The 22,190-nt window shown below is 40.3% G+C and carries 18 protein-coding genes; 10 read left to right on the forward strand and 8 right to left on the reverse strand.

Annotation, left to right across the window (positions count from 1 at the left end):
* Nucleotides 1-4 precede the first annotated feature (4 nt).
* Nucleotides 5-1,699, forward strand: coding sequence for a GMC family oxidoreductase (locus tag AC0UA9_RS06260; protein WP_475658445.1), 1,695 nt, complete (start codon nucleotides 5-7; stop codon nucleotides 1,697-1,699).
* A gap of 107 nt (nucleotides 1,700-1,806) precedes the next feature.
* Here AC0UA9_RS06260 and AC0UA9_RS06265 read toward each other — a convergent pair whose 3' ends face one another.
* The 4 genes from AC0UA9_RS06265 to AC0UA9_RS06280 form a co-directional block, all read right to left on the reverse strand.
* Nucleotides 1,807-3,603: an acyl-CoA dehydrogenase C-terminal domain-containing protein gene (locus tag AC0UA9_RS06265; RefSeq protein ID WP_475658448.1), complete on the reverse strand. Its 1,797-nt coding sequence runs from the start codon at nucleotides 3,601-3,603 to the stop codon at nucleotides 1,807-1,809.
* 244 nt (nucleotides 3,604-3,847) lie between these two features.
* A complete protein-coding gene (locus AC0UA9_RS06270) occupies nucleotides 3,848-5,404 on the reverse strand; it encodes an AbgT family transporter (RefSeq protein WP_475658451.1) in 1,557 nt (518 codons plus the stop codon).
* A 229-nt stretch (nucleotides 5,405-5,633) separates the two neighbouring features.
* Nucleotides 5,634-7,619: a hypothetical protein gene (locus AC0UA9_RS06275; protein WP_475658453.1), complete on the reverse strand. Its 1,986-nt coding sequence runs from the start codon at nucleotides 7,617-7,619 to the stop codon at nucleotides 5,634-5,636.
* Nucleotides 7,620-7,686: 67 nt separating this feature from the next.
* Complete coding sequence (locus tag AC0UA9_RS06280) at nucleotides 7,687-8,112, reverse strand: DUF3010 family protein (protein ID WP_475658455.1); 426 nt, start codon at nucleotides 8,110-8,112, stop codon at nucleotides 7,687-7,689.
* Between the two features lie 147 nt (nucleotides 8,113-8,259).
* On the opposite strand from AC0UA9_RS06280, the gene AC0UA9_RS06285 reads away from it, so the two are divergent.
* Complete coding sequence (locus AC0UA9_RS06285) at nucleotides 8,260-8,985, forward strand: SDR family NAD(P)-dependent oxidoreductase (protein ID WP_475658460.1); 726 nt, start codon at nucleotides 8,260-8,262, stop codon at nucleotides 8,983-8,985.
* A gap of 74 nt (nucleotides 8,986-9,059) precedes the next feature.
* A complete protein-coding gene (locus AC0UA9_RS06290) occupies nucleotides 9,060-10,004 on the forward strand; it encodes an amidohydrolase family protein (RefSeq protein WP_475658462.1) in 945 nt (314 codons plus the stop codon).
* A gap of 92 nt (nucleotides 10,005-10,096) precedes the next feature.
* On the opposite strand, the gene AC0UA9_RS06295 is transcribed toward AC0UA9_RS06290, so the two are convergent.
* The 3 genes from AC0UA9_RS06295 to AC0UA9_RS06305 all read right to left on the reverse strand — a co-directional run bounded on the left by AC0UA9_RS06295 (nucleotide 10,097) and on the right by AC0UA9_RS06305 (nucleotide 12,846).
* Nucleotides 10,097-10,636, reverse strand: coding sequence for a GlcG/HbpS family heme-binding protein (locus AC0UA9_RS06295; protein WP_475658465.1), 540 nt, complete (start codon nucleotides 10,634-10,636; stop codon nucleotides 10,097-10,099).
* A 70-nt stretch (nucleotides 10,637-10,706) separates the two neighbouring features.
* Nucleotides 10,707-11,882 carry a mandelate racemase/muconate lactonizing enzyme family protein gene (locus tag AC0UA9_RS06300; protein WP_475658468.1) on the reverse strand — a complete coding sequence of 392 codons (1,176 nt, stop codon included), beginning with the start codon at nucleotides 11,880-11,882 and terminating at the stop codon, nucleotides 10,707-10,709.
* A gap of 193 nt (nucleotides 11,883-12,075) precedes the next feature.
* The gene (locus AC0UA9_RS06305) at nucleotides 12,076-12,846 is read right to left on the reverse strand and encodes a class II aldolase/adducin family protein (RefSeq protein ID WP_475658471.1); all 771 of its coding nucleotides are present in this window, start codon (nucleotides 12,844-12,846) and stop codon (nucleotides 12,076-12,078) included.
* 142 nt (nucleotides 12,847-12,988) lie between these two features.
* On the opposite strand from AC0UA9_RS06305, the gene AC0UA9_RS06310 reads away from it, so the two are divergent.
* A complete protein-coding gene (locus AC0UA9_RS06310) occupies nucleotides 12,989-13,801 on the forward strand; it encodes an NRDE family protein (protein WP_475658474.1) in 813 nt (270 codons plus the stop codon).
* A gap of 20 nt (nucleotides 13,802-13,821) precedes the next feature.
* Here AC0UA9_RS06310 and AC0UA9_RS06315 read toward each other — a convergent pair whose 3' ends face one another.
* Nucleotides 13,822-14,649, reverse strand: a complete 828-nt coding sequence (locus AC0UA9_RS06315) for an AAA-type ATPase lid domain-containing protein (protein ID WP_475658477.1) — start codon at nucleotides 14,647-14,649, stop codon at nucleotides 13,822-13,824.
* A gap of 268 nt (nucleotides 14,650-14,917) precedes the next feature.
* On the opposite strand from AC0UA9_RS06315, the gene AC0UA9_RS06320 reads away from it, so the two are divergent.
* From AC0UA9_RS06320 to cydC, 6 genes are all read left to right on the forward strand, one after another.
* Nucleotides 14,918-15,475 (forward strand): GbsR/MarR family transcriptional regulator, encoded by a 558-nt coding sequence (locus AC0UA9_RS06320; protein ID WP_475658478.1) that lies wholly within the window; start codon nucleotides 14,918-14,920, stop codon nucleotides 15,473-15,475.
* 73 nt (nucleotides 15,476-15,548) lie between these two features.
* Complete coding sequence (locus AC0UA9_RS06325) at nucleotides 15,549-17,135, forward strand: cytochrome ubiquinol oxidase subunit I (RefSeq protein WP_475658480.1); 1,587 nt, start codon at nucleotides 15,549-15,551, stop codon at nucleotides 17,133-17,135.
* A gap of 10 nt (nucleotides 17,136-17,145) precedes the next feature.
* Nucleotides 17,146-18,300: a cytochrome d ubiquinol oxidase subunit II gene (gene cydB, locus AC0UA9_RS06330; protein WP_475658482.1), complete on the forward strand. Its 1,155-nt coding sequence runs from the start codon at nucleotides 17,146-17,148 to the stop codon at nucleotides 18,298-18,300.
* A 44-nt stretch (nucleotides 18,301-18,344) separates the two neighbouring features.
* Nucleotides 18,345-18,476: a cytochrome bd-I oxidase subunit CydX gene (gene cydX, locus AC0UA9_RS06335; RefSeq protein ID WP_475658484.1), complete on the forward strand. Its 132-nt coding sequence runs from the start codon at nucleotides 18,345-18,347 to the stop codon at nucleotides 18,474-18,476.
* Nucleotides 18,477-18,562: 86 nt separating this feature from the next.
* On the forward strand, nucleotides 18,563-20,353 hold the full coding sequence (gene cydD, locus AC0UA9_RS06340; RefSeq protein WP_475658486.1) for a thiol reductant ABC exporter subunit CydD: 1,791 nt from the start codon (nucleotides 18,563-18,565) through the stop codon (nucleotides 20,351-20,353).
* Nucleotides 20,350-22,182 (forward strand): thiol reductant ABC exporter subunit CydC, encoded by a 1,833-nt coding sequence (gene cydC, locus AC0UA9_RS06345; RefSeq protein WP_475658489.1) that lies wholly within the window; start codon nucleotides 20,350-20,352, stop codon nucleotides 22,180-22,182. The genes cydD and cydC overlap by 4 nt, the downstream gene beginning before the upstream one ends.
* Nucleotides 22,183-22,190: the final 8 nt, after the last annotated feature.

Raw genomic sequence — 22,190 nt, forward strand, 5'->3', positions numbered from 1 at the left:
ATTCATGCACAATTTTGATTTTATCATTATTGGCGGCGGCTCTGCGGGCTGTGTTTTAGCCAATAAGTTATCCGCTTGCGGTAAGTACCAAGTTTGTTTGTTAGAAGCAGGTCCTAAAGACAAGCACTGGAGCATTCATATGCCGATAGGGATCATCGAATTAATGCGAGATAAGGTGCTTAATTGGCAATTTAATTCTGCGCCTGAGCCTTCACAAAATAACCGAGAAATATTTAATCCACGCGGAAAAACATTAGGTGGTAGCAGCGCTATCAATGCCATGCTTTATACGCGTGGGCAAAAAGAAGATTACGACCATTGGGCGGCTTTAGGGAATGATGGTTGGTCATTTAATGATGTATTACCTTACTTTAAAAGTACCCAACACCAAGAGCGTGGTCAAAGTGAGTTTCATGGTGTAGACGGCCCATTAAATGTGGCCGACTCCCGTTCAAAGCCATCAGTACATGACAGTTTTATCGCTTCAGCACAACACGCAGGTTTTGTTTTAAATAATGACTTTAATAGCGAAAATCAAGAAGGTGTGGGTTACTATCAAGTAACGCAACTTAATGGCCAGCGTTGCAGTGCTGCTAAAGCCTTTTTAACACCTAATCTGCACCGTTCAAATTTAACGGTGATTACAGATGCTCATGTTCAGAAAATATGCATTAACGCCAACAAAGTAGCCAAAGGTGTTTGCTACAAAGTGAAAGGAAAATTGTTCACTATCACAGCAAACAAAGAAGTATTGCTTAGCGCAGGTACTTTTAACTCGCCGCAATTATTGATGTTATCAGGCATAGGCCCTAAAGATGAATTAGCCAAACACAATATACCTCTTGTGCATGACTTAGCTGGTGTAGGACAAAACTTACAAGACCATCCTGACATAGTCGTGGTCAATTGTCATAAACGCTCTGACTTATTAGCATTACGCCCAAAAGCTGCCTGGTGGTTTTTCACGCAAGCCTTAAAATATTTTCCGCTTCCCCTTGCTCGTCTTCGACACAATGCTAGCAATAAAAAATTAAATAAAGCACACGACAACACACAAGATAAAAATGATACAACTAAGCAGCGTCGTGGTATTTTAACTTCTGCCATTGCGGAGTCTGGGGGATTTATTAAATCAACACCTAATTTAGCTCGCCCTGATTTACAATTACATTTTATTCCTGCGGCTTTTGATGACCATGGCCGTAACTTTAACATGTTATTTAACTATGGAATTTCCTTACACGCTTGCTTATTAAGGCCTAAAAGCCGTGGCAGCGTATCCTTATATGGCAATAGCGCTCACTTACACCCGAAAATTCACCTCAACATGCTCAGCCATGAAGATGATCAAAAAGATATGATCCAAGCCGTGAAGGTTGCTCGCTCAATTTTATCTCAGCCACCGCTTAGCGAAATGAACGGCAACGAATTATTACCTGGCATTGACACGCAAACCGATGCACAAATTTTAGAATTTTTGAAAAGCAAAGCCAATACGATTTATCACCCGGTTGGCACTTGTAAAATGGGCAGTGATGATATGGCGGTAGTTGATAGTAAGTTAACAGTGCATGGCATAGAAGGTTTGCGCGTTATTGATGCTTCAATAATGCCCACCTTAATTAGTGGCAACACTAATGCCCCCACGATTATGATTGCTGCAAAAATAGCAGATGTTATTTTAGCTGAGCACACTTAAAATCTGCATCAACAAAGCATTACAGCAAACTATTTAAAGTAAACACACTAAACCAAAAGAGGAGCAATATGCTCCTCTTTTTAGGTTTGGACAAACTGACTAAGACATTAAAAAATAAACTCGTCGCTACCTAGCGCCATCATAGAATCTGCACCATTGGCTAAACACGCTGCATGGCCATTTGCTCTTGGTAGAATGCGTTGAAAGTAAAAGCGTGCTGTTTTAATTTTAGCTTGATAAAACGCTTTGTCATCATCACCAGCGGCTAATTTTTCTTGTGCTACTTTCGCCATTTTAGCCCAAAAATAAGCCAAGGTTAAATAACCAGAATACATTAAATAATCAACCGATGCAGCGCCAATTTCATCAGGGTTTTGCATCGCTTTTACGCCGACTGTTTCAGTCATTTTTTGCCAATCAGCACTTAAGGTCATAATGGGTTGAATGAACTCTTGCATGGCTTTATCGCCTGCATTGGCAACACAAAAGTCTGTTACTTCTGCGCCAAATGGCTTCATTATTTCGCCTTTAGAGCCTAAAATTTTACGCGCAAGTAAATCAAGTGCTTGAATACCTGTAGTACCTTCGTACAAGCAACTAATTTTGGTATCACGCATTAATTGCTCCATGCCCCATTCTTTAATGAAACCATGGCCACCAAATACTTGCACACCATGGCTAGTACACTCTAAACCTAATTCAGTTAAAAATGCTTTTGCAATAGGTGTTAACAAGGCTAACTTACTTTCTGCCACTGCTTTTTCTGCTTCATCAGTACTGGCATGGCCAATATCCACTAGCTGGGCTAAGTAGCCAATTAAGGCACGGCCACCCTCTGCAATAGACTTTTGCGTTAGTAACATACGACGAACATCAGGATGAACAATAATAGGGTCTGCTGGGCCATTGGGGTTTTTCACGCCGGATAAAGAGCGCATTTGCAATCTGTCTTGTGCATACGCTAATGCCCCTTGAAAAGCGGCATCAGCTGCAGCAACACCTTCACTCGCCACCCCTAAACGTGCGGCATTCATAAAGGTAAACATACAATTTAAACCACGATTGATCTCGCCAATTAAATACCCTTTTGCGCCATCAAAGTTGATCACACAGGTAGCATTTGCGTTAATGCCCATTTTATGCTCAATTGAACCACAAGACACGGCATTTTTATCGCTTACCTCACCAGTGTCGGTAACATTAAACTTCGGTACGATAAACAATGAAATACCACGACTTCCTTCTGGTGAGCCTGGGATTCTCGCAATAACGATATGAACAATATTGTCAGATAAGTCATGCTCACCTGCTGAAATAAATATTTTTGTGCCGCTAATGGCGTAGCTACCATCATCGTTCAGTTCAGCTTTGGTACGCAACATCCCTAAATCAGTACCACAGTGGGGCTCGGTTAAGCACATGGTGCCTGTCCAGGTGCCTTCTACCAACTTAGGCATAAAAGTCTTTTTTTGCAGCTCACTGCCATGTGCTTCAATGGTAGCTAATGCGCCATGACTTAAACCAGGGTACATAGCAAAACTGTGGTTAGCAGCAGAGAAAAACTCATTTAACGCTGTATTTAATGAGTGCGGTAAACCTTGCCCGCCAAAATCAACATTTTGTGATAATGTTGGCCAGCCACCCTCAACATATTGTTGATAAGCTTCTTTAAACCCATCTGGCGTGGTAACCGCGCCATCTTTCCAAGTACACCCTTGCTCGTCACCAATTTGGTTGATAGGGGCAATAACTTGCTCAGTGAATTTAGCTGCTTCGCTCATAATGGCATCGATCATATCAAGGCTTGCATCTTCATAACCAAGTTTTTGATAATGGCTGTCACAATCAAGTAGTTCTTGCATGACAAATTTCATATCTCTAATCGGCGCTTTGTATTCAGGCATAGGTGTATCTCCAATATTTTTACAATCACTTGACAATAATGTATATCATCTAATCAGTGGTCAGACCTCAAACAGTTGTTTGATTAAATCATGTTATGCACTTTTTTGAAAGAATATTTTTACTTGCTTTGGCTACTTCTTATACCTTTTAACTATTACTGGCGTAAAAAAGCAAAAAACCTTGCCACTTTCATGACAAGGTTTTTGTATTTTAGTTGTATGTTATCGCTCTATACAGCGGTTATTAGGGAGTTACTGTAGGATAAACATAACTTGCGTCAAGCCCTAACGGCAAGCCTAGCGCCCAATAGCCTAGTAAAAACAGGCTCCAACCAATCATAAACGCGATTGAATACGGTAGCATGATAGAAATTAATGTCCCTATACCAGTGTTTTTAACATATTTTTGGCAGTAAACAACCACTAGCGGAAAGTACGGCATTAACGGCGTAATAATATTAGAGCTAGAGTCACCAACACGATAGGCCGCTTGGGTTAAATCAGGTGAAATACCGAGTTGCATTAACATAGGAACAAATACTGGCCCGAGTAAAGCCCACTTTGCCGAACTTGAACCAACAAATAAATTAACAAAGCCGGTTAAAAAGATAATGCCAACAACAGTTACTGCACTGGGTAATGCCATTGCTTTTAATAATTGCGCTCCTTCAATTGCCAGTAATGCGCCTAAGTTAGACTTGCTAAACGCTGCAATAAACAAAGAACAGAAAAACGCCATAACAATATAGTACGCCATGCCGCCCATGGCTTTGCTCATAGCATCTATCATGTCTTTAGAGCTTTTAAAGGTACCTACTGTAAACCCATAGACAGCACCAGGTATCCAAAATAACAAAAAGATCAACGGCACGATAGATTGCATTAACGGCGAGCTAAAGTTCGTTAACGAGCCATCACTACTTCGCAGGGCTGAATCACTTGGCGCTGATACATAAGCAAGTAAAGCCAAGCCGACAACCATCACAGCACTTGCCATGATAAAAGCACGCTTTTCGTCACCGCGGGCGTCTTCAAATACAGGTAAATCTTCTTTATCACCATCAACCGCTGTTTTTTGCAAACGTGGTTCGATTATTTTATCCGTAATATACCAGCCCAATACAACAATAAATAAACTAGAAGCAGAAGCAAATCCCCAGTTATTTAGCGGGTTAACTGTCATTGCTGGATTAATTATCTGTGCCGCGCTTTGAGTAAAGCTTTGCAGTAATGGGTCAATACCAGAAGGAATAAAGTTAGCGCCAAAACCACCACTTACCCCAGCAAATGCGGCGGCAATCCCCGCTAATGGATGTCGTCCTGCGGCATAAAATATCACCCCTGCCAAGGGAATAACTAAAACATAGCCTGCATCAGTTGCGGTATGGCTTACAATAGCGACTAAAATAATGGACGGCGTTAACAGCTTTTTAGGCGTCACTTTAAGCATAAGTTTAAGGCCGGTGTTAATAAAGCCCGAATGCTCAGCAACACCAACACCTAACATGGCAACCAGCACAACACCTAGGGGCGCGAAACTGGTAAATGTTTTAACCATGGAAGATAAAAATGTGGCTAAGGAGTCACTTGCCAGCATATTATTAATAATGATTGCTTCGCCCGTTCTGGGGTCTACCGCATCAAAGTTAACGCCTGAAAACCACCAAGATAACCCCCAAATAATTAACATAGCGAATAAAAAGATAATGGCTGGATCAGGTAATTTATTACCCGCTTTTTCTACAAAGTTTAGAAACCGCGCAATGACCCCAGTTGGTAATGATGCTTCAGTATTGCTCATGCTTTAATGCTCTTTAAGTGTAATTAATATAACAATATCCTATCCTTAGCTAACAGTAAATTAAGCGGTAAGCTTTTAACACTTGCTTATCGCTTACGGTGTGAAGTTTTAATTACATCAAGAAAATTTACTGTTGAGCTTTACACTAGAATGCTAACCAAACATAAAGAGGCATACATACCCCTTTATTTACTTAACTATTAAGTTATGTTGGTGTAGCGAGTGAACGCTAGGGAGTAATTGTTGTTAACCTTACTGTTGAGGCAACCTCGGGTTCACTGGTCGGGGCAAAGGTGCTAATTAAGCGTTGGTTATCGCCAGATAACTTAAGGTGAGCCGGTTGCCCCCCTTGAGTGTAAGTGGTGGATAAAATGGCTTGCTGATTATCATACATAGCTAAATAAAAACCAAGCTCATCGGTAGTATCAATTCGAAAGTAACTTGGCTGGCTAGCGTTATTTTTTGCTAAAAATAACGTCACTATGTTTTTGTTAGCTTCGAGCAAACCATGGTCGGTAAAGCTGTCGCCATCAAAACTTAACCATTCACTGCTTGGGCTAATGGTGTAAATATTAGCTTCATCGTTAGTAACGATAAAATCATAAATGACCTGGTTATCTGCTAATAGCACAGGGTGATAGTCATGCGTTAACCGTACTGATATGCTCTGCTCGGCAAAGTCATTTACTTGGGGTACATAACGCTTTATCGCTGCCGCCTTGTTGTCTAAGGCAAACAGTGTATTGGCCTGTGTGGCAACATCAACTTTATTGGTTAGGTAGGCATTGTCTGCATCCCAAAAGAGCCGTTGAAGACTTTCATCGGCAAATTCTAGCGCTTGGGTAACAACAAAATAGCGCCCCGACAAACGCACTATTGCGGTGGGCTCAAAGGTGATATTACTATCGGTAATTTCAGTAAAAGTATTGTTTAACAGGTTAATTTTATAGCGATGAACAATATCAGAAGCTGTATCGTCATCAGCCAGTATGGTTTCAGTGGCTTTTGCTAATATATAATCACCATTGGGATGCATTATAAGTTGTTCTAACACAGTACCTTCTGGTGATACTGTCAGGCTAGATTCAAGCTCACCAGTATATTGATGATACACCTTAAATTGATTAGCCACCCCCAAATAAAACTCAGGTTTTAGCGGCGACACCACTATGTCATTATTATTAGCTGCTAGCGCAGTTAGCGTTTTATTTTCAATAGCCGTGTTGCTGTTATAAAAATTCACTGTAATTGTTTCGCTGATCGCTGCTACAGTTGCATCAGATGCAATAGTAATTTTCGCGCTGGAATTAGCGTTCATCGGGGCTTTAGTAGGTGCGGCGGTAATTTTTAATTGCCCATTGTTCACCTTGGTTAATGTTAGCCAGTTTGCGGTTGTAGACGCTTGCCAAGTAATATTTAAATCACTTGTATTACCAATATTAAGTGTTTTTTCTAAGGTTGAAATAGCACTTGTTGCCGCTAAGGCAACGGCAGTTTGGTCAGCAAATAAGTAAATATTATCTAACGCTAAAGCAACAGGCACTAACTTAGTGTCACCAGAGGTAACGTCTGTTAAAACAATGTTACCTTGGTATAAGCCTGGCGCTAGCAAAGCACTAATATCGGGCGTCACCAGTATTTCACCAGCACCATTGCCTGAAGTAACATCAAGAGATAACCAGTCGACGTCAGTGCTAGCAAGCCATGCTTTTGCTTCACTGGCGATGGTAATAGTTTGAGCAGCGATCGTTTCGTCACCATAAGTACCGCGATAACTAACGTTAGCGTTATCTACTGCTAAGTTCCAAATCAATAACGAAACATCAATATCATGAAAAGCAAACTTACTCGAGTTACTGTTACTGCTTGCTAGCCTGAGTTTTGTTTTATACGCATTAGCCGGTAAATTCTGCGTATCTACAAGGCTAATATAAACCGTCGCTGAATTATCAGTAATATTTTCTGTGCTATATTCAAGCCAAGATACCGGTGATGTTTCTGGTGCAAAACCAACCAACAAACCTTCACCAACAAAATTGACTTCTATTGCAATCGTCTCGGTAGACGCTTGTAAAAACTCGTGACTAAAGCTGGCTTCACTAATGTCTGCAGTAATAGAGAAAACAGTTTTATCGCCCGAACCACCACAAGCTTGTAGCATAAAAACTGTCGTTAATAAGAGTATTTTAGAGAGTTGACGTATCGCTTCTTTCATAACAATTCCTAATAGCTTGCAGTGATTAACTCATAATTTACCCAACACCTATTGTTGAATAAACGCTTTATTGTCCTTCTAAAAAAGCAAACACGGTATCAAACGCTTGCTCTTGGTACTGTTTTAAACCGGTATCGCGAAAATCGATATCAATTTGGCTTTTCGCTAGTTCTTTTTTAATAAAACTGCTGGCCAGAATTTGTACCTCTAACGTTTTTATTAGCTGAATGGCTGCTTCTATTTTAAAGCCAATCGGCCCACCCGCAAACTTACCTTTTAATGCTCGGCCTCTAATAACAACATGGGTAACTTGGTAATCTTCCATTAGCTTAGCAAAAGTAAACTGAAATTTTTGTACATGTTCAGCGTCTCCCGCGTTATCTAAACTAATTTTTTGTACTCGGGTATGAGGAATATCATACAAGTTATTTTCTTTTGACATAATACAAATTATGGCTTCATTACTTTTAATTTCTACACCGCATGCTTTCATGAAAAACTCTCAACTGACTTAATTAGCTTCATTATAACGAAATCACAGACAGAAGAAACGAAATAATATTGACAAGAAAATGGAAGTCATCTAGCGATAACGGTATGATTTAGTATCAAAGTCCTATTAATAACAAAGTGATGTTTAATGAAAAAGGTTTGCGTTATCACGGGCGGCAGCTCAGGTATAGGGTTAAGCATAGTAAAACTATTTTTAGCCCATGATTATTTAGTGTTTAATCTTGATTTAACTCCCTCAACATTGGGCGAGTTTTGTTTGTGTGATGTCACTAATAGTGAGCAACTTACCGGTATTATTACGCGTATTAGCCAGCTACATAACATTGATGTACTGGTGTCGAACGCCGGTATTCATTTTTCTGCCAACATTGAAAACACCAGTGAAGCTGAATTTGACCAGGTATTTAATATTAACGTTAAAGGCGCCTATACTGCGATAAAAGCGGTGTTGCCCAGCATGAAAAGCAACAACAGCGGCGCGATCATTTTAATGTCTTCTGAGCAAGCGCTTATTGCCAAACACAATTCATTTGCCTATAACCTTAGTAAAAGTGCGCTAGCATCAATAGCTAAAACTACCGCCTTAGATTACGCTCACTTTAATATTCGTGCCAATGCGGTTTGCCCTGGCACCATTGAAACCCCTTTGTACCATCAAGCTATTGACAATTATTGTCAAAAGTCAGGGGCAAACAAAGCTGAGGTTCATCGTGAAGAAGCAAGTTTGCAGCCGCTCAACCGCTTAGGCCAACCTGAAGAAGTGGCTGAGCTGGTATTATTTTTAGCGTCTGATAAAGCGAAGTTTATTACCGGTAGCTTACAAGTGATCGATGGTGGCTATACCGTGCAATAATACGCGCTAGCATAAAAGTTAGAAAAGCGGCGGAGTCTGTGTATTACAGTGGTGCAGTATCAATGTGAGAAAACATGAAAATAATCGACCCCCACCTACATTTATTCAATTTAACACAAGGTGATTATCATTGGCTAAAACCAAATAACCCACCCTTTTGGCCTGATAAGCCTGTTATCGCACAAAACTTTTCAGTCAATGACTTGTTACTCACTTCGCCATTGGCAATAAAAGGGTTTGTGCATATAGAAGCAGGTTTTAACAACGAAGAGCCTTGGCAAGAAATAGCATGGTTAGCATCATTAACCTTACCCAGTGACATACGTTTTACTGCGGTGGGCTATGTTGATATTACCGCCACAGAAACTGAGTTTAACCAGCAATTAAAGCAGCTAGTAGCATTTTCATGTGTGGTAGGTTGTCGGTACATACTCGATAATAGCGCAAGTGATATTTTACAGCATCCCCAGGTAAGAAAAAACTTAGCACAACTTGCAGCACATCAACTGAGTTTTGACGTACAAATGCCCTTAACAGATGTTCACGCTGTTAACGCACTAATGCAAGTACTCGCGCTGATACCAGACTTACAGTGCATTATTAATCATGCGGGCTTTCCTCCGATACAGAAACTGGGAGAAAACAGTTGCCATGCTAATAGCATAATTGACTGGAAAAACTGGCAGCAAGCCATTTGCTTATTAAGCCGCTTTGAAAACTGTGCCCTTAAATGCTCTGGTTGGGAGATGATACAAAGACAATATAGCGATGACTGGGTACAACAGGTGTTTTTACATGGCTTAACTTGCTTTGGTCAAAAGCGATTAATGTTAGCGAGTAATTTTCCTTTAACACTGCTGGCTAAAAGTTATCAAGACTATTGGCAAACATTGTTAGCGGCATGTGAGCAAACCCTGACAAAAAATTACACACTCTCAACAACAGAGGTAAACAGCTATTTAATAGATATAAGCAGTAATAATGCCTTACATTATTACAAACTCATTAAACCTCAGTAATGCGCATTGCTGTTAGAAAAATAAAAAAGCCAGCTCACCTTTAATTAAGTGAGAACTGGCTTAGGTATAACGTTATCTAATCGCTTTTACGGTTATTTTTGAGCAAGCACTGTCAAAAAAGCATCAATACCGGCCTTAGCTATTTCAGCATCTTGGCTCCCTTTTACACCGCTTACGCCAATAGAGCCGACTAATACACCGTCGACTTTAATGGGTAATGCTCCATCAAACGTCAACATATCTGGCAGAGTTGTTAATGCTAACTCTCCTTGCTTGACTCGGTCATGGAACACTTTTGTTGCACGGTTATATAACGCCGCAGTATTGGCTTTGTTAATTGCCACATCAATACTTGATAATTGTGCGCCATCCATACGCTCTAAATACAGCAACTTACCGCTTTGATCATTAATAACAATAGTAACATGCCAGTTTTCTGTTTGTGCCTTGTTAGCGGCAGCATTAGCAATTAATTTAGCCCCCGCTAATGTAAGCACGGGTTTAGTCAAAATAAGGTCCGTGCTCGCCATTGCTACTGAAGAAAAAAACATCGACACCACCAGTATTATTTGGCTTAGCCTCTTATTATTGCGAGTAAAAATAGCAATAATGTTATTGATTCTGTTGTTCATTTAACACCTTAATTAAAAGTTAAAAGTTAAAAGATTAAATACTGAGTAAATTACCCGCTAGTGAGCGACTTTATTTAATCGTAACATGCGGTGAACGTTTCACTATTTCATCATTTAACTCAATACCAATACCGGGCACTTCAGTCACTTGGAAGAAACCGTCGACCGGTTGCGGGTCTTGTAAACAGAGCTCACGGTTCCAATCTTTTATCGCGTAAGTGTGATGTTCATGAATTAAAAAATTAGGAATTGCTGTTTCTAAATGCAATGATGCTGCTGTTGCTACCGGGCCGCCACAAACATGGGCTTGTATGCGAATATCGTAAACATCGGCGTAATCACACACTTTTTTAGCTTCAGTAAAACCACCACACAAACCAACATCCGGTTGAAGCACATCAATACTTTGATCTTCAAAATAAGGACGCACATCCCAACGATGATACAAACGCTCGCCGCCAGCAATAGGCACATTAACATTATCAGCAACTTTTTTATGTACAGCTGAGTTTAAGTAGTTTACCGGCTCTTCGTACATCATACAGTCAACTTCTTCGACGATAGCGCCCATTTGAATGGCTGAAGCCGCCCCCATAAGTGAGTGCGATTCAAAGATAATATCAACGTCTGGGCCAACCGCGTCACGAATGGCCCGTAATCTGTCGCCAAAAAGGCGCATTTGTGGTCTGGTAAAAAGCTTAGTGCGGTCAAACGACGAACTACCATCTTTGTTATAAACAATGGGGTCAACTTTAACGGCGTCATAACCTTCACTCACCGCTTTTAATGCCGCTTGTGCATATTCTTCTGGTTCAATTAATTTGTTAACCTCGCTGTCCCAGTCAAATTGCAATTGGCTAGCATAGGTGCGTAACTTGTCGTTTACTTTACCGCCCAGTAACTGATAAACAGGCACGCCTAAGGCTTTGGCTTTTATGTCCCAAAGTGCGGTGTCTATTGCACTCATGGCTGCATAAATTACCGGTCCGCCACCTAAACCCCAAAAACTTTCTCTGAGCATGCGTGACCATAATAATTCCGTGTTAAAAGGGTTAAAGCCTATTAACACGGCTTCTGAAATTTCTTTGATCATGGCGGCCGCTGCACTGTGTCCCCAGTCGTACGCTAAGCCTGCTTCACCAACACCACTTATACCTTCATCAGTATGAACGCGTACAAAAACGGGATTCCAACCCGGGCGTTTAGGGCAATGAATATTAAATACTTCTACATGGGTAACTTTCATTTTTATCTCTTTTAATTTATCAATTTTTCAATTTTTCAATTTTTCAATTTATCTTAACACTAATGACTAAGCCATTAATTGTCTGCTTTAAGCCATTTGGTTCAAGTTCAATTTAACGAAACAAGCACAGCGTTGACACTAATCAATGCATATGCTTAACAGCGAATTAAGCTATGCACCAACTAGCTAATAGCTAATCAGCAAAATCTGGGTATTGGCGATACACTCTACGCACCATCGCTGGCCACGCAGTTTCACCGCCGGTTTTACCTGTATGCACAATACTCGCTTGCGCTTTAATGCCGTCAATAATACTTTGCGGAGCATATATAGGCTGCATTTGGGTTGCCATAATTTGTAATTGTATCTGGCACGCTCGGGTTAAGTCGTACATGTGCATGAAGGCATCACCAATGGTTTTACCCATAGTTAATGCGCCATGGTTACGCAATAACATAAAGTTTTTGTCGCCTAAATCTTGTTGTATTCTTAGCTTTTCTTCATGGTTAACCGCTAAGCCTTCATAGCCATGGTAACTAAGTGAGGCCAGCGCAAACATTGAATATTGGCTTAAAGGTAACAAGCCTTCTTCTAAGCTTGCAACCGCAATTGTTTCATTGGTGTGCACATGCATGACGCACATATCGTCATGCCGCGCTTCATGGGCAGCACTATGAATAGTAAAGCCTGCGGGATTTATTTCAAACGGGCAGTCTTTATCAATAATATTACCTTCAATATCAATTTTAACTAAATTTGAGGCAGTAACTTCTTCAAAAGCCAAACCAAAGGCATTAATTAATAGGTATTCGCTGTCTGGAATGCGTGCTGAAATATGGGTATGAATAAGATCATCCCATCCATGCATGACCATTAAACGGTAACAGGCTGCTAAATCAACACGTGTTTGCCACTCTTGTGCTGATACTTTGTCTTTTATATTTATTTTTGGAACGTCAAACATATTCATGCCTTAGTTGCATACAATCAAATAGTAAATTTCTATCGTACGAATAGTACCTGAGCTAACACTCGGTATAAAGAAAGAGTTACTATAAGTTATATACGTTCAACTCAACTATGCTCTTGATGCAGGCGATAAACACATGTGTATTTTATTTTTTGCCATTAAACAACACCCTAAATACCCAGTGATCATTTGCGCTAACCGTGATGAGTTTCACCAAAGGCCGACAGAAAAAATGCATTGGTGGCCAGCAGATACTGCTCAAGATAAGAATCACGGCACTATTTTAGCCGGTAAAGATTTACAAGCTGGTGGCACTTGGCTTGGCTTAAATCAGCAAGGACGTTTTAGTGCGTTAACAAATTACCGTCAACCGCAATTATTTGATCAAGGTAAAAAATCACGTGGTGAGTTAGTATTACAAGCCTTATCAACAAACGATGCTAAAATAAGTGAGCAACTGGCCAGCTCGGCACATCATTACAATGGTTTTAATTTAGTTTTTGGCCAATTAGATCAACTCACCTGCTTTAACAGCACCACGCAAAAACAACAAAAATTAACCACAGGCTTTCACAGTTTATGTAATGGTAGTTTGGACGATATTTGGCCCAAAATGGCGCTAGGGCAAAAAAAACTAACGGCATTTATTAACGCGCACAGTGATCTTTCTACCTTAAATACAGATCTAGACATCAATGCATTATTTGAGTTAATGAAAAATAACCAACAAGCGTCAATCGAACAACTCCCTAATACCGGTGTACCATTAGATTGGGAAGAGCGACTGAGTTCTATTTTTATAGTTTCGCCAGAATATGGCACTAGAACAACAAATATTATCACCCAAGACAGCGAGGGAAATATTACTGTGCATGACCGCAGCTATAATGCGCAGGGAGTATGCATCAAAGCACAGCAGTTTTTAGTACCATTTAAGCCATTCAGTTAGTTATTCTTTTAGACTGGCATTTAAGTTATTCTGTTAGGGAGTGTAAATTCTTTAACATTCAACTGGTGTTTTTGTAATTTTCTATAAAGCGTTCTAACGCTTATCTCTAAGTTATCAGCAATCAATTTGGGTTGGTTACCATATTGGTTTAGTAGTTCAATAAGGTATTTTTTTTCATTCGATATTAAATTAGCTGAATGCGATGTTTCGCTGTTAGCACTTTTTATATTTTGAGGTAAATGTTCTACATTAATAAGTTCATCATCACTTAATAAAGCACTGCGCTGAACAATATTATTAAGCTCTCGCACATTACCCGGGTAATGGTATTTTGATAGTGTGGCTAATGCTTCACCCGTAAATTTTTTTGATGAAAACTCACTCTTTAATAGTAAGTGCTCTGCCAATAAAGGGATATCTGCTTGTCTTTCTTTTAACGTTGGTAAACGAATAGGAAATGCGGCAATTCTATAATACAAATCTTCGCGAAATGTCCCCTCGCTCACCATAGTTTCTATGTTTTTATGGCTTGCGCAAATTAATCTAAAATTCGCTTTTTGTTTTTCAACACTCCCCACTCGGCGATAATAGCCTGTTTCAATTAACTGGTCACAAGGTTTAGTCGCATTGTGCGATACTTCATAGCATTTACTTTTTCCTAACAACACCTCTGTTGTGTAGGTGTCACGATACGCTTGATTAACCGCCTCAATCGAATAATCATTGGTAATATAAATTGCGGGTTTCTCAATAGATTCGATTATCGCTTGAATAGTTTGATGTACCAATTGCATTACTCCCTCATAATTATTGCCATAATTGTCACGCCTGACGCCATTAAATGTCATTTATGTCACCATGGAAAGTTATTTTTTATTCTTATGCCACAACAAACAATAAAATCATTAATTTTCATAAGCTTAAATAAAAACATTACTGGCACCTTTATTGCTATATCCATTACTTAGTCTGGGTAAGATATTATGATGAACATAAGCTTATCTTGATACTCAATAGCCAGTGTTGATTCGCTTTAGCGATTTTTTTATTTGATCTGGATCAAAGGTTCAAAATGTTTTAAACTTTCAGAAAATATTGAAACTTTATATTGGTGCTATGGAAATTTCAGAAAAAAATCAGTCATTCGTTTATCACTTTGGTGAAATGGGCAGTAAGTGGGGTTTTAACCGTACCGTTGGTCAAATGTATGCCCTATTAGTGATTAGTGATAAACCTATTACCGCGAATGAGCTGGCCAGTACGCTTAATATCTCTCGTGGTAATGTCAGCATGGGCATTAAGGAGCTACAGTCATGGAAGCTAGTGCAGGTGACGCACGTGCCAGGTGATCGTAAAGAATATTACAACGCCATTGGCAGTGTTATGGACATGGCAAATATTGTTTTTGAAGAAAGACGCAAACGTGAGGTAGACCCAACCTTGTCATTGTTACGGAATTTGCTACTTGAACCCCCTGAAACCGACAGTGAAGTGTATGCTCAACAGCGGATGAAAGATATTCATGACTTATTAGAAATGATCACTAACTGGGCAGCAGAGTTACAAAAATTAACCCCTGAACAATTAAATACCCTAATGAAATTAGGCACTGGGGTAACAAAAATTTTATCGGTTAAACAAGCGCTTTTTGCTAAAAAAGACAGTGAAAATTAAATATAAATAAACTGAATGCTGGCAGCATTAACGAGACCAATGCACAAGGCACTTATTGCACAAGAGAGTCAATATGATTAACGAAACCTTAGTAGAACTATCGCGGTGGCAATTTGCTATTACAGCCTTATTTCACTTTTTATTTGTGCCCCTAACCCTTGGCTTAACTTGGATTATATTCATCATGGAAGCTGTGTTTGTCATGACGGGCCGCGAAATTTACCGCGACATGACCAAATTTTGGGGTAAGTTATTTGGTATTAACTTTGCCATTGGTATTGCTACAGGCCTTACCATGGAGTTTGAGTTTGGTACCAACTGGGCTTATTACTCGCATTATGTTGGCGATGTTTTTGGCGCACCACTTGCCATTGAAGGCTTAATGGCGTTTTTCCTTGAGTCCACTTTTGTCGGCATGTTCTTTTTAGGCTGGGACAGGTTAAGTAAACGCCAGCATTTAATGGGCACCTTTTTAATGGCATTGGGGACAAACTTTTCTGCTTTGTGGATATTAATTGCCAATGGTTGGATGCAAAACCCAATTGGTAGTGAGTTTAACTACATGACAATGCGCATGGAGCTAGTGAGCTTTAGTGAAATTATTTTTAACCCCGTTGCTCAGGTTAAGTTTATTCATACAGTCGCAGCGGGTTATGTTGCTGGGGCAATGTTTGTCTTAAGTATTAGCAGTTATTACCTACTTAAAGGCCGAGATATTGCTTTTGCCAAGCGCTCTTTTTCTGTTGCCGCAGGCTTTGGTCTAGCAGCAATATTATCGGTTATTCTGTTAGGTGATGAATCAGGTTATGAAGTGGGCGAAGTACAACGGGTAAAACTTGCCGCCATTGAAGCTGAATACCATACCGAGCCAGCACCAGCAGCATTTACCTTAATAGGTTTACCCAACGATGAAACCATGACAACCGATTATGCGGTAAAAATCCCTTATGCACTGGGCATAATAGCTACGCGCTCGTTAGATGGCGAAGTAGTTGGTTTGCGCGATTTACAAAAAGCCCACGAGCCTAGAATTCGAAATGGCATGGTTGCTTACAAGTATTTAACTAAATTAAGAAATGGGGAAGAAACGCCAGAAAACATCGCTAAATTTAACGAAACTAAGCATGATCTTGGTTACGGTTTACTCCTTAAGCGCTATACCGACAAAGTTGTTGATGCCACAGAAGCACAAATACAAATGGCAGTAAAAGACTCAACCCCGCCAGTCGCTCCTATTTTTTGGGCGTTTAGAATCATGGTGGCTTGTGGTTTTATCATGTTGCTGTTGTTTGTTTTAGCGTTTTATTTTAACGCTAAACGACAAATAGAAGAAAAGCGCTGGTTATTAAAAGCCCTACTTTTTGCACTACCCCTGCCTTGGATAGCAATAGAAACAGGCTGGTTTGTTGCCGAGTTTGGTCGCCAACCTTGGGCTATCAGTGAAGTTTTACCAACTTTTTTATCAACGTCTAATTTGGCCGTAAGCGATTTAATATTCTCTCTGGTCGCTTTTATTGTTGTTTATACCATTTTATTTATTATTGAAATGTATTTAATGATCAAGTTTGCTCGATTAGGTCCTAGTGCGTTAAAAACGGGCCGCTATCATTTTGAACAAGAAGCCATGTTAGCACCTGGCCTTCGCAGCCAAAGCTCTTAAGGGGAAAATCATGTTTGATTACGAAACATTAAAACTAATATGGTGGGGGCTTATCGGCTTTCTTTTTATCGGTTTTGCCATTACTGACGGTATGGACATGGGCGTTGGTGGTTTATTACCTTTTGTCGCTAAAAAAGATGTTGAACGCCGTGTCGTTATTAACACTGTAGGTGCCCATTGGGACGGCAACCAAGTATGGTTAATTACCGCAGGGGCTGCACTTTTTGCCGCCTGGCCGTTAGTGTATGCCACGGCCTTTAGTGGCTTTTATTTCGCGATGATGTTAACGCTGTTCAGTTTATTTTTACGCCCCCTTGCCTTTGACTACCGTAGTAAGCTCGACTCAGAACAATGGCGTACTCATTGGGATAAAGCATTATTTGTCGGTTCTATGGTGCCGCCATTGGTTTTCGGTGTCGCCTTTGGTAATTTATTACAAGGCGTGCCCTTTAACTTTAACGAATACATGCGCGTTACGTATACGGGGTCATTTTTCGCCTTATTCACCCCTTTTACTTTATTAACAGGTGTTGTCAGTGTTGCCATGGTACTGATGCATGGCTCAACTTGGTTAGTGATGCGAACAGACGCCAATGTAGCCCAACGCTCTGCCAATATTGGTCGTGTGGTTGCCGTGGTGTTATCGCTCACGTTCGCCCTTGCTGGTGTTTTGGTGTGGCAAAGTATTGATGGTTATGTGGTTACCAGCACTATTGACAAAATGGGACAGGCGCAACCTACACTCAAAACAGTCGCAGTCACTGCCGGTGCGTGGTTTCATAACTACCAAAACACCCCACTTTTATGGTTAGTGCCGGTTACCGGTATATTAATGCCCTTAATCGTTGCGTTTTTATTACGCAATAAAAACAATAAAATGTCGATAAAAGTTACCGCATTTATTGCAAGCGCTTTAACCATTGCTAGCATTATTTTAACCGCCGCCATTGCTATGTTTCCGTTTGTAATGCCCTCAAGCAGCCAACCTGCTCATAGCTTGCTGATGTGGGACACTGTTTCAAGTGCAGACACGTTGGCCTTAATGTTTGTCGTCGTCGCTATTTTTATTCCTGTTATTCTTGGTTACACCTTTTGGTGCTATAAAAAAATGTGGCGTACCGTGACTATTGCTGAAATTGAGCAAAACAATCACAGCGCCTATTGATTAACTGATGAAGAACATATTAAACAAATTTAGAGGAAGATTTCATGTGGTATTTTAGTTGGATATTAGGGGTATTACTTGCGGTTGCTTTCGGTATTATTAATGTGATGTGGTACGAAATGGAACAACATGTAGACAATATTGCTGATGATCAAAACAGTGATAAGCCGTCATAAATTTCGCTGTAAGTATGCGCTAATGCAATAGTGCTTTACCGCTTACTTATACCATTACGCATAAAGAAGTGACCACTTAGAACAACATGACAAAAAAAACTGATCAACAAAAAAAGCACACTAACCTTTGGCTTAAAGCGCAAAAAAAACACGCTCACGGTAAGTTAACTATCGCGATTGCTTTAGGATCATTCAATGGACTTTTAATGATCTTACAAACCGCCATATTAGCTTACCTTATTGACTGGGTTATATTTTCAGACAAAAGTATTCTTTTCTTTAATGACCCGAACAACAGCCTCGTCGCAGGCAGCACCATACTTACCAAGTTTAGTATGATTATTATCACTTTAGTGGGGGTTATTTTTTGTCGTGCTGCACTGGGTTATTTTAGTGAATGTTATAGCCGTCGCAGCGCCATGAATATAAAAGCGAATATTCGCTCACGCCTGCTGTATCGCGTATTTCAATTAGGTCCGTCTTTTGCGCAAACCAAAGGGAGTGGTAAACTTGCACATTTGTTACACCAAGGTATTGACTCATTAGAGGATTACTTTGCTGGTTATCTACCTGTTATTGCCTATTGCGCCGTTATTCCGCTAGCAATACTAATCGCGGTTTTTCCTATCGACTGGCAGTCAGGACTTATTCTCTTAGTAACCGCGCCGATGGTGCCATTTTTTATGATCCTTATTGGCCACAAAGCGGAACGCTTAAACCAAAAGCATTGGGCTAAACTTCAACGGATGAGTGGCCATTTTCTTGATATTATTCAAGGATTGACGCAACTGAAAATATTTAATGCCTCAAAAAGAGAAATTGCCGCGGTGAAAAAAATTAGTGACGATTACGGCAATGAAACCATGGGCGTGTTAAAAATCGCCTTTCTTTCTTCTTTTGTCTTAGAGTTTTTAGCGTCAATCTCAATAGCTTTAGTCGCCGTAGTATTGGGTTTTCGTTTGTATTACGCTGATGTAGACTATGTGTTTGCCTTATGGGTGCTCTTGTTAGCACCAGAATTTTACTTACCCTTTAGGCAGCTTGGTACACAGTACCATGCAAAAATGGCCGGTGTCACCGCCGCAGAAGACTTGGTTGATATTCTAAGCCAGCCCGTACCAAACAAAACACAAAACACCACTTTTACCGCTCCTTTTACTATTAAGCTAACACAAGCAGAATTTGCTTATCCAAAGCGCAGTAATACCTTAAGCAATATAAACCTTGAATTTTCATCGCCTGGTTTATATGCCATTATTGGTGAAAGCGGCTCAGGAAAATCGACCCTCACTGATTTAATATTAGGCTTTATTTCCCCGACTGCGGGCCAAGTTAGCGTCAACAACCAGTTATTAACTTCAGCTAATCGTGATAGCTGGTTACAACATTGCGGGTGGATTTCACAACAAGCTCAAGTGTTTTATGGCTCATTAGCCTTTAATGTTGCTATGTCTGACAGTTATCAAGATGATCGCATTTACGATGCGCTGCAAAAAGCTGGGTTAAGCAGTTTTGTAGCAAGCCTTAGGCAGGGTATTAACAATAACATCGGCGAAGCCGGTGCAGGGCTTTCTGGCGGACAAGCACAACGTTTAGCTTTAGCCCGTGTTTTTTACCACCAGCCTAAGGTGCTGATACTAGACGAGCCGACCAGTTACCTTGACCAGGCAACTGAAAAAATTATCACTGCATCCATTAATGATTACGCAAAAAATAATATGGTCATTGTTATTGCACACCGTTTACATACGGTGATTGACGCGAAAAATATAATTGTTCTTGAACAAGGAAAAATCATCGAATCTGGTACACACCAAGCACTGTTAGCACATCAGGGGTATTATGCACAACAGTTACTTATGAGAGGTGAGTTATGAAGGACAACTTAACACAAGTAACACATTCACAAACAAACGATTCACCAATACGCAATGTTCATCTTCCTGCTGGCAGTGACAAGGTAAACGCACAAACATTTATGCGCTTGCTGCAGCTACTAAAGCCACAACTGCCACTTATGTTACTTGGCGCGTTATTATCGGTCATCACCATAGTCGCGAACATTAGTTTATTAGCAATCTCAGGTTGGTTTATCACCCTGATGGCCATAGGCGGGGCCAGTGGTATTACGGTAAATTATTTTACCCCAGCGGCGATTATTCGTTTTTTAGCCATAGTACGTACTGCCGGGCGTTATGCCGAGCGGATGCTAACGCACCGAGCAACCTTTAACGCACTCGCAAGCTTACGCCATTACTTTTACCAACAACTTGAGCCTTTGTTACCTTATTATCAAATGGACTTACGTTCAGGAGATTTACTGGCAAGAATACAACAAGACATTGAAAACCTAGATAACTTTTATTTGCGTGTTTTATTACCTATTACCGTTGCCTTAATATCAGTGCCAATTGTTTGTTATACCTTAGCCACTTTTTCAACCACTATTGCTTGGCTAATGTTAGCAGCGTTATTAATTGTTGCCCTGATTTCTCCCATCATAAGTTACCTAGCATCGCGCAAAGACGCCTATAAAATCGCACAATTAGAAAGCCAGTTAACCGAAACCTTAGTTAATGGTATGGGCGCAATTAAAACCCTGCTAGTGTACCAAGTTAGCACCCGTTACCAGCGCTCTATTGCAGGGATTACACAAGAATATTACCGTGTGCGTTATCGTTTACTGCGCATCAATGCAGGTTTAAACGCGATAACTTTTCTACTGATTCACCTATCAGCCCTTGCCTGTTTCTTAGTGTTATTACCTTTTTTAACAGCAGGTACTATAGACAGTAAGTCGTTGGTCGCTGTTATCTTACTGGTCCTCGTTAGTTTTGAAACGGTTATTAATATGCCACTAGCCCTACAGTTACTACCACAAAGTTTAGCAAGTGCTGCTAGGCTATTTGCCATTATTGACAAAGAAAAACCAGCGAACAATGGCGCAGAAAAAGCAAAACAAGGCGATATTCACTTCGACAACCTAACCTTTTATTACCCTGAGCAAACATCCGCCAGTTTAACCAACATCAACCTGTCGATTAAAGCCGGTGACAAAGTTGCCATTATTGGCGCAAGTGGCGCAGGTAAATCAACGTTAATTAACTTGCTGATGGGTTTTTGGCCAACAGGCTTAGCTCTACCGTCAAGCCAAGGAAAAATAACCTTAGCGGATACAGATTTAAGCCTGATAACAACAACTTCTTTGCGTCAAGAAATCGCCTTAATGAGCCAACAAGGCCATATTTTTGATGCCAGTATTGCAGACAATCTACGCTTGGCTAAACACGACGCTACACTAGAAGAAATGCGCACAGCTTGCCAATTAGTGAACCTAATCGACTTTATTGATGCACTTCCCAATGGCTTTCAAACCTGGTTAGGTTCAACGGGTATAGGCCTTTCTGGCGGACAAATTCAACGTTTACAAATTGCCCAATTATTACTGCGCACTGCCAGTGTATTGATTTTAGACGAGCCAACTAAAGGCTTAGATCATGTTAACGAGCAACTAGTGATGAAAAACATCTTAGCGCATGTTAACCAGCATCATCAAAGTTTACTTGTGATCACACATAAGCCACTGATGTTAGAAAAAATGGATCAGATCATTGTGCTAGAACAGGGAGAAATTATCGCCCAAGGTAATCATAAGGAATTAGCAAATAACAATGCATATTATCAATCACTACTGAATTATTTTTAATAGCTTTA

The sequence above is a fragment of the Colwellia sp. F1 genome (genome assembly GCF_056238625.1).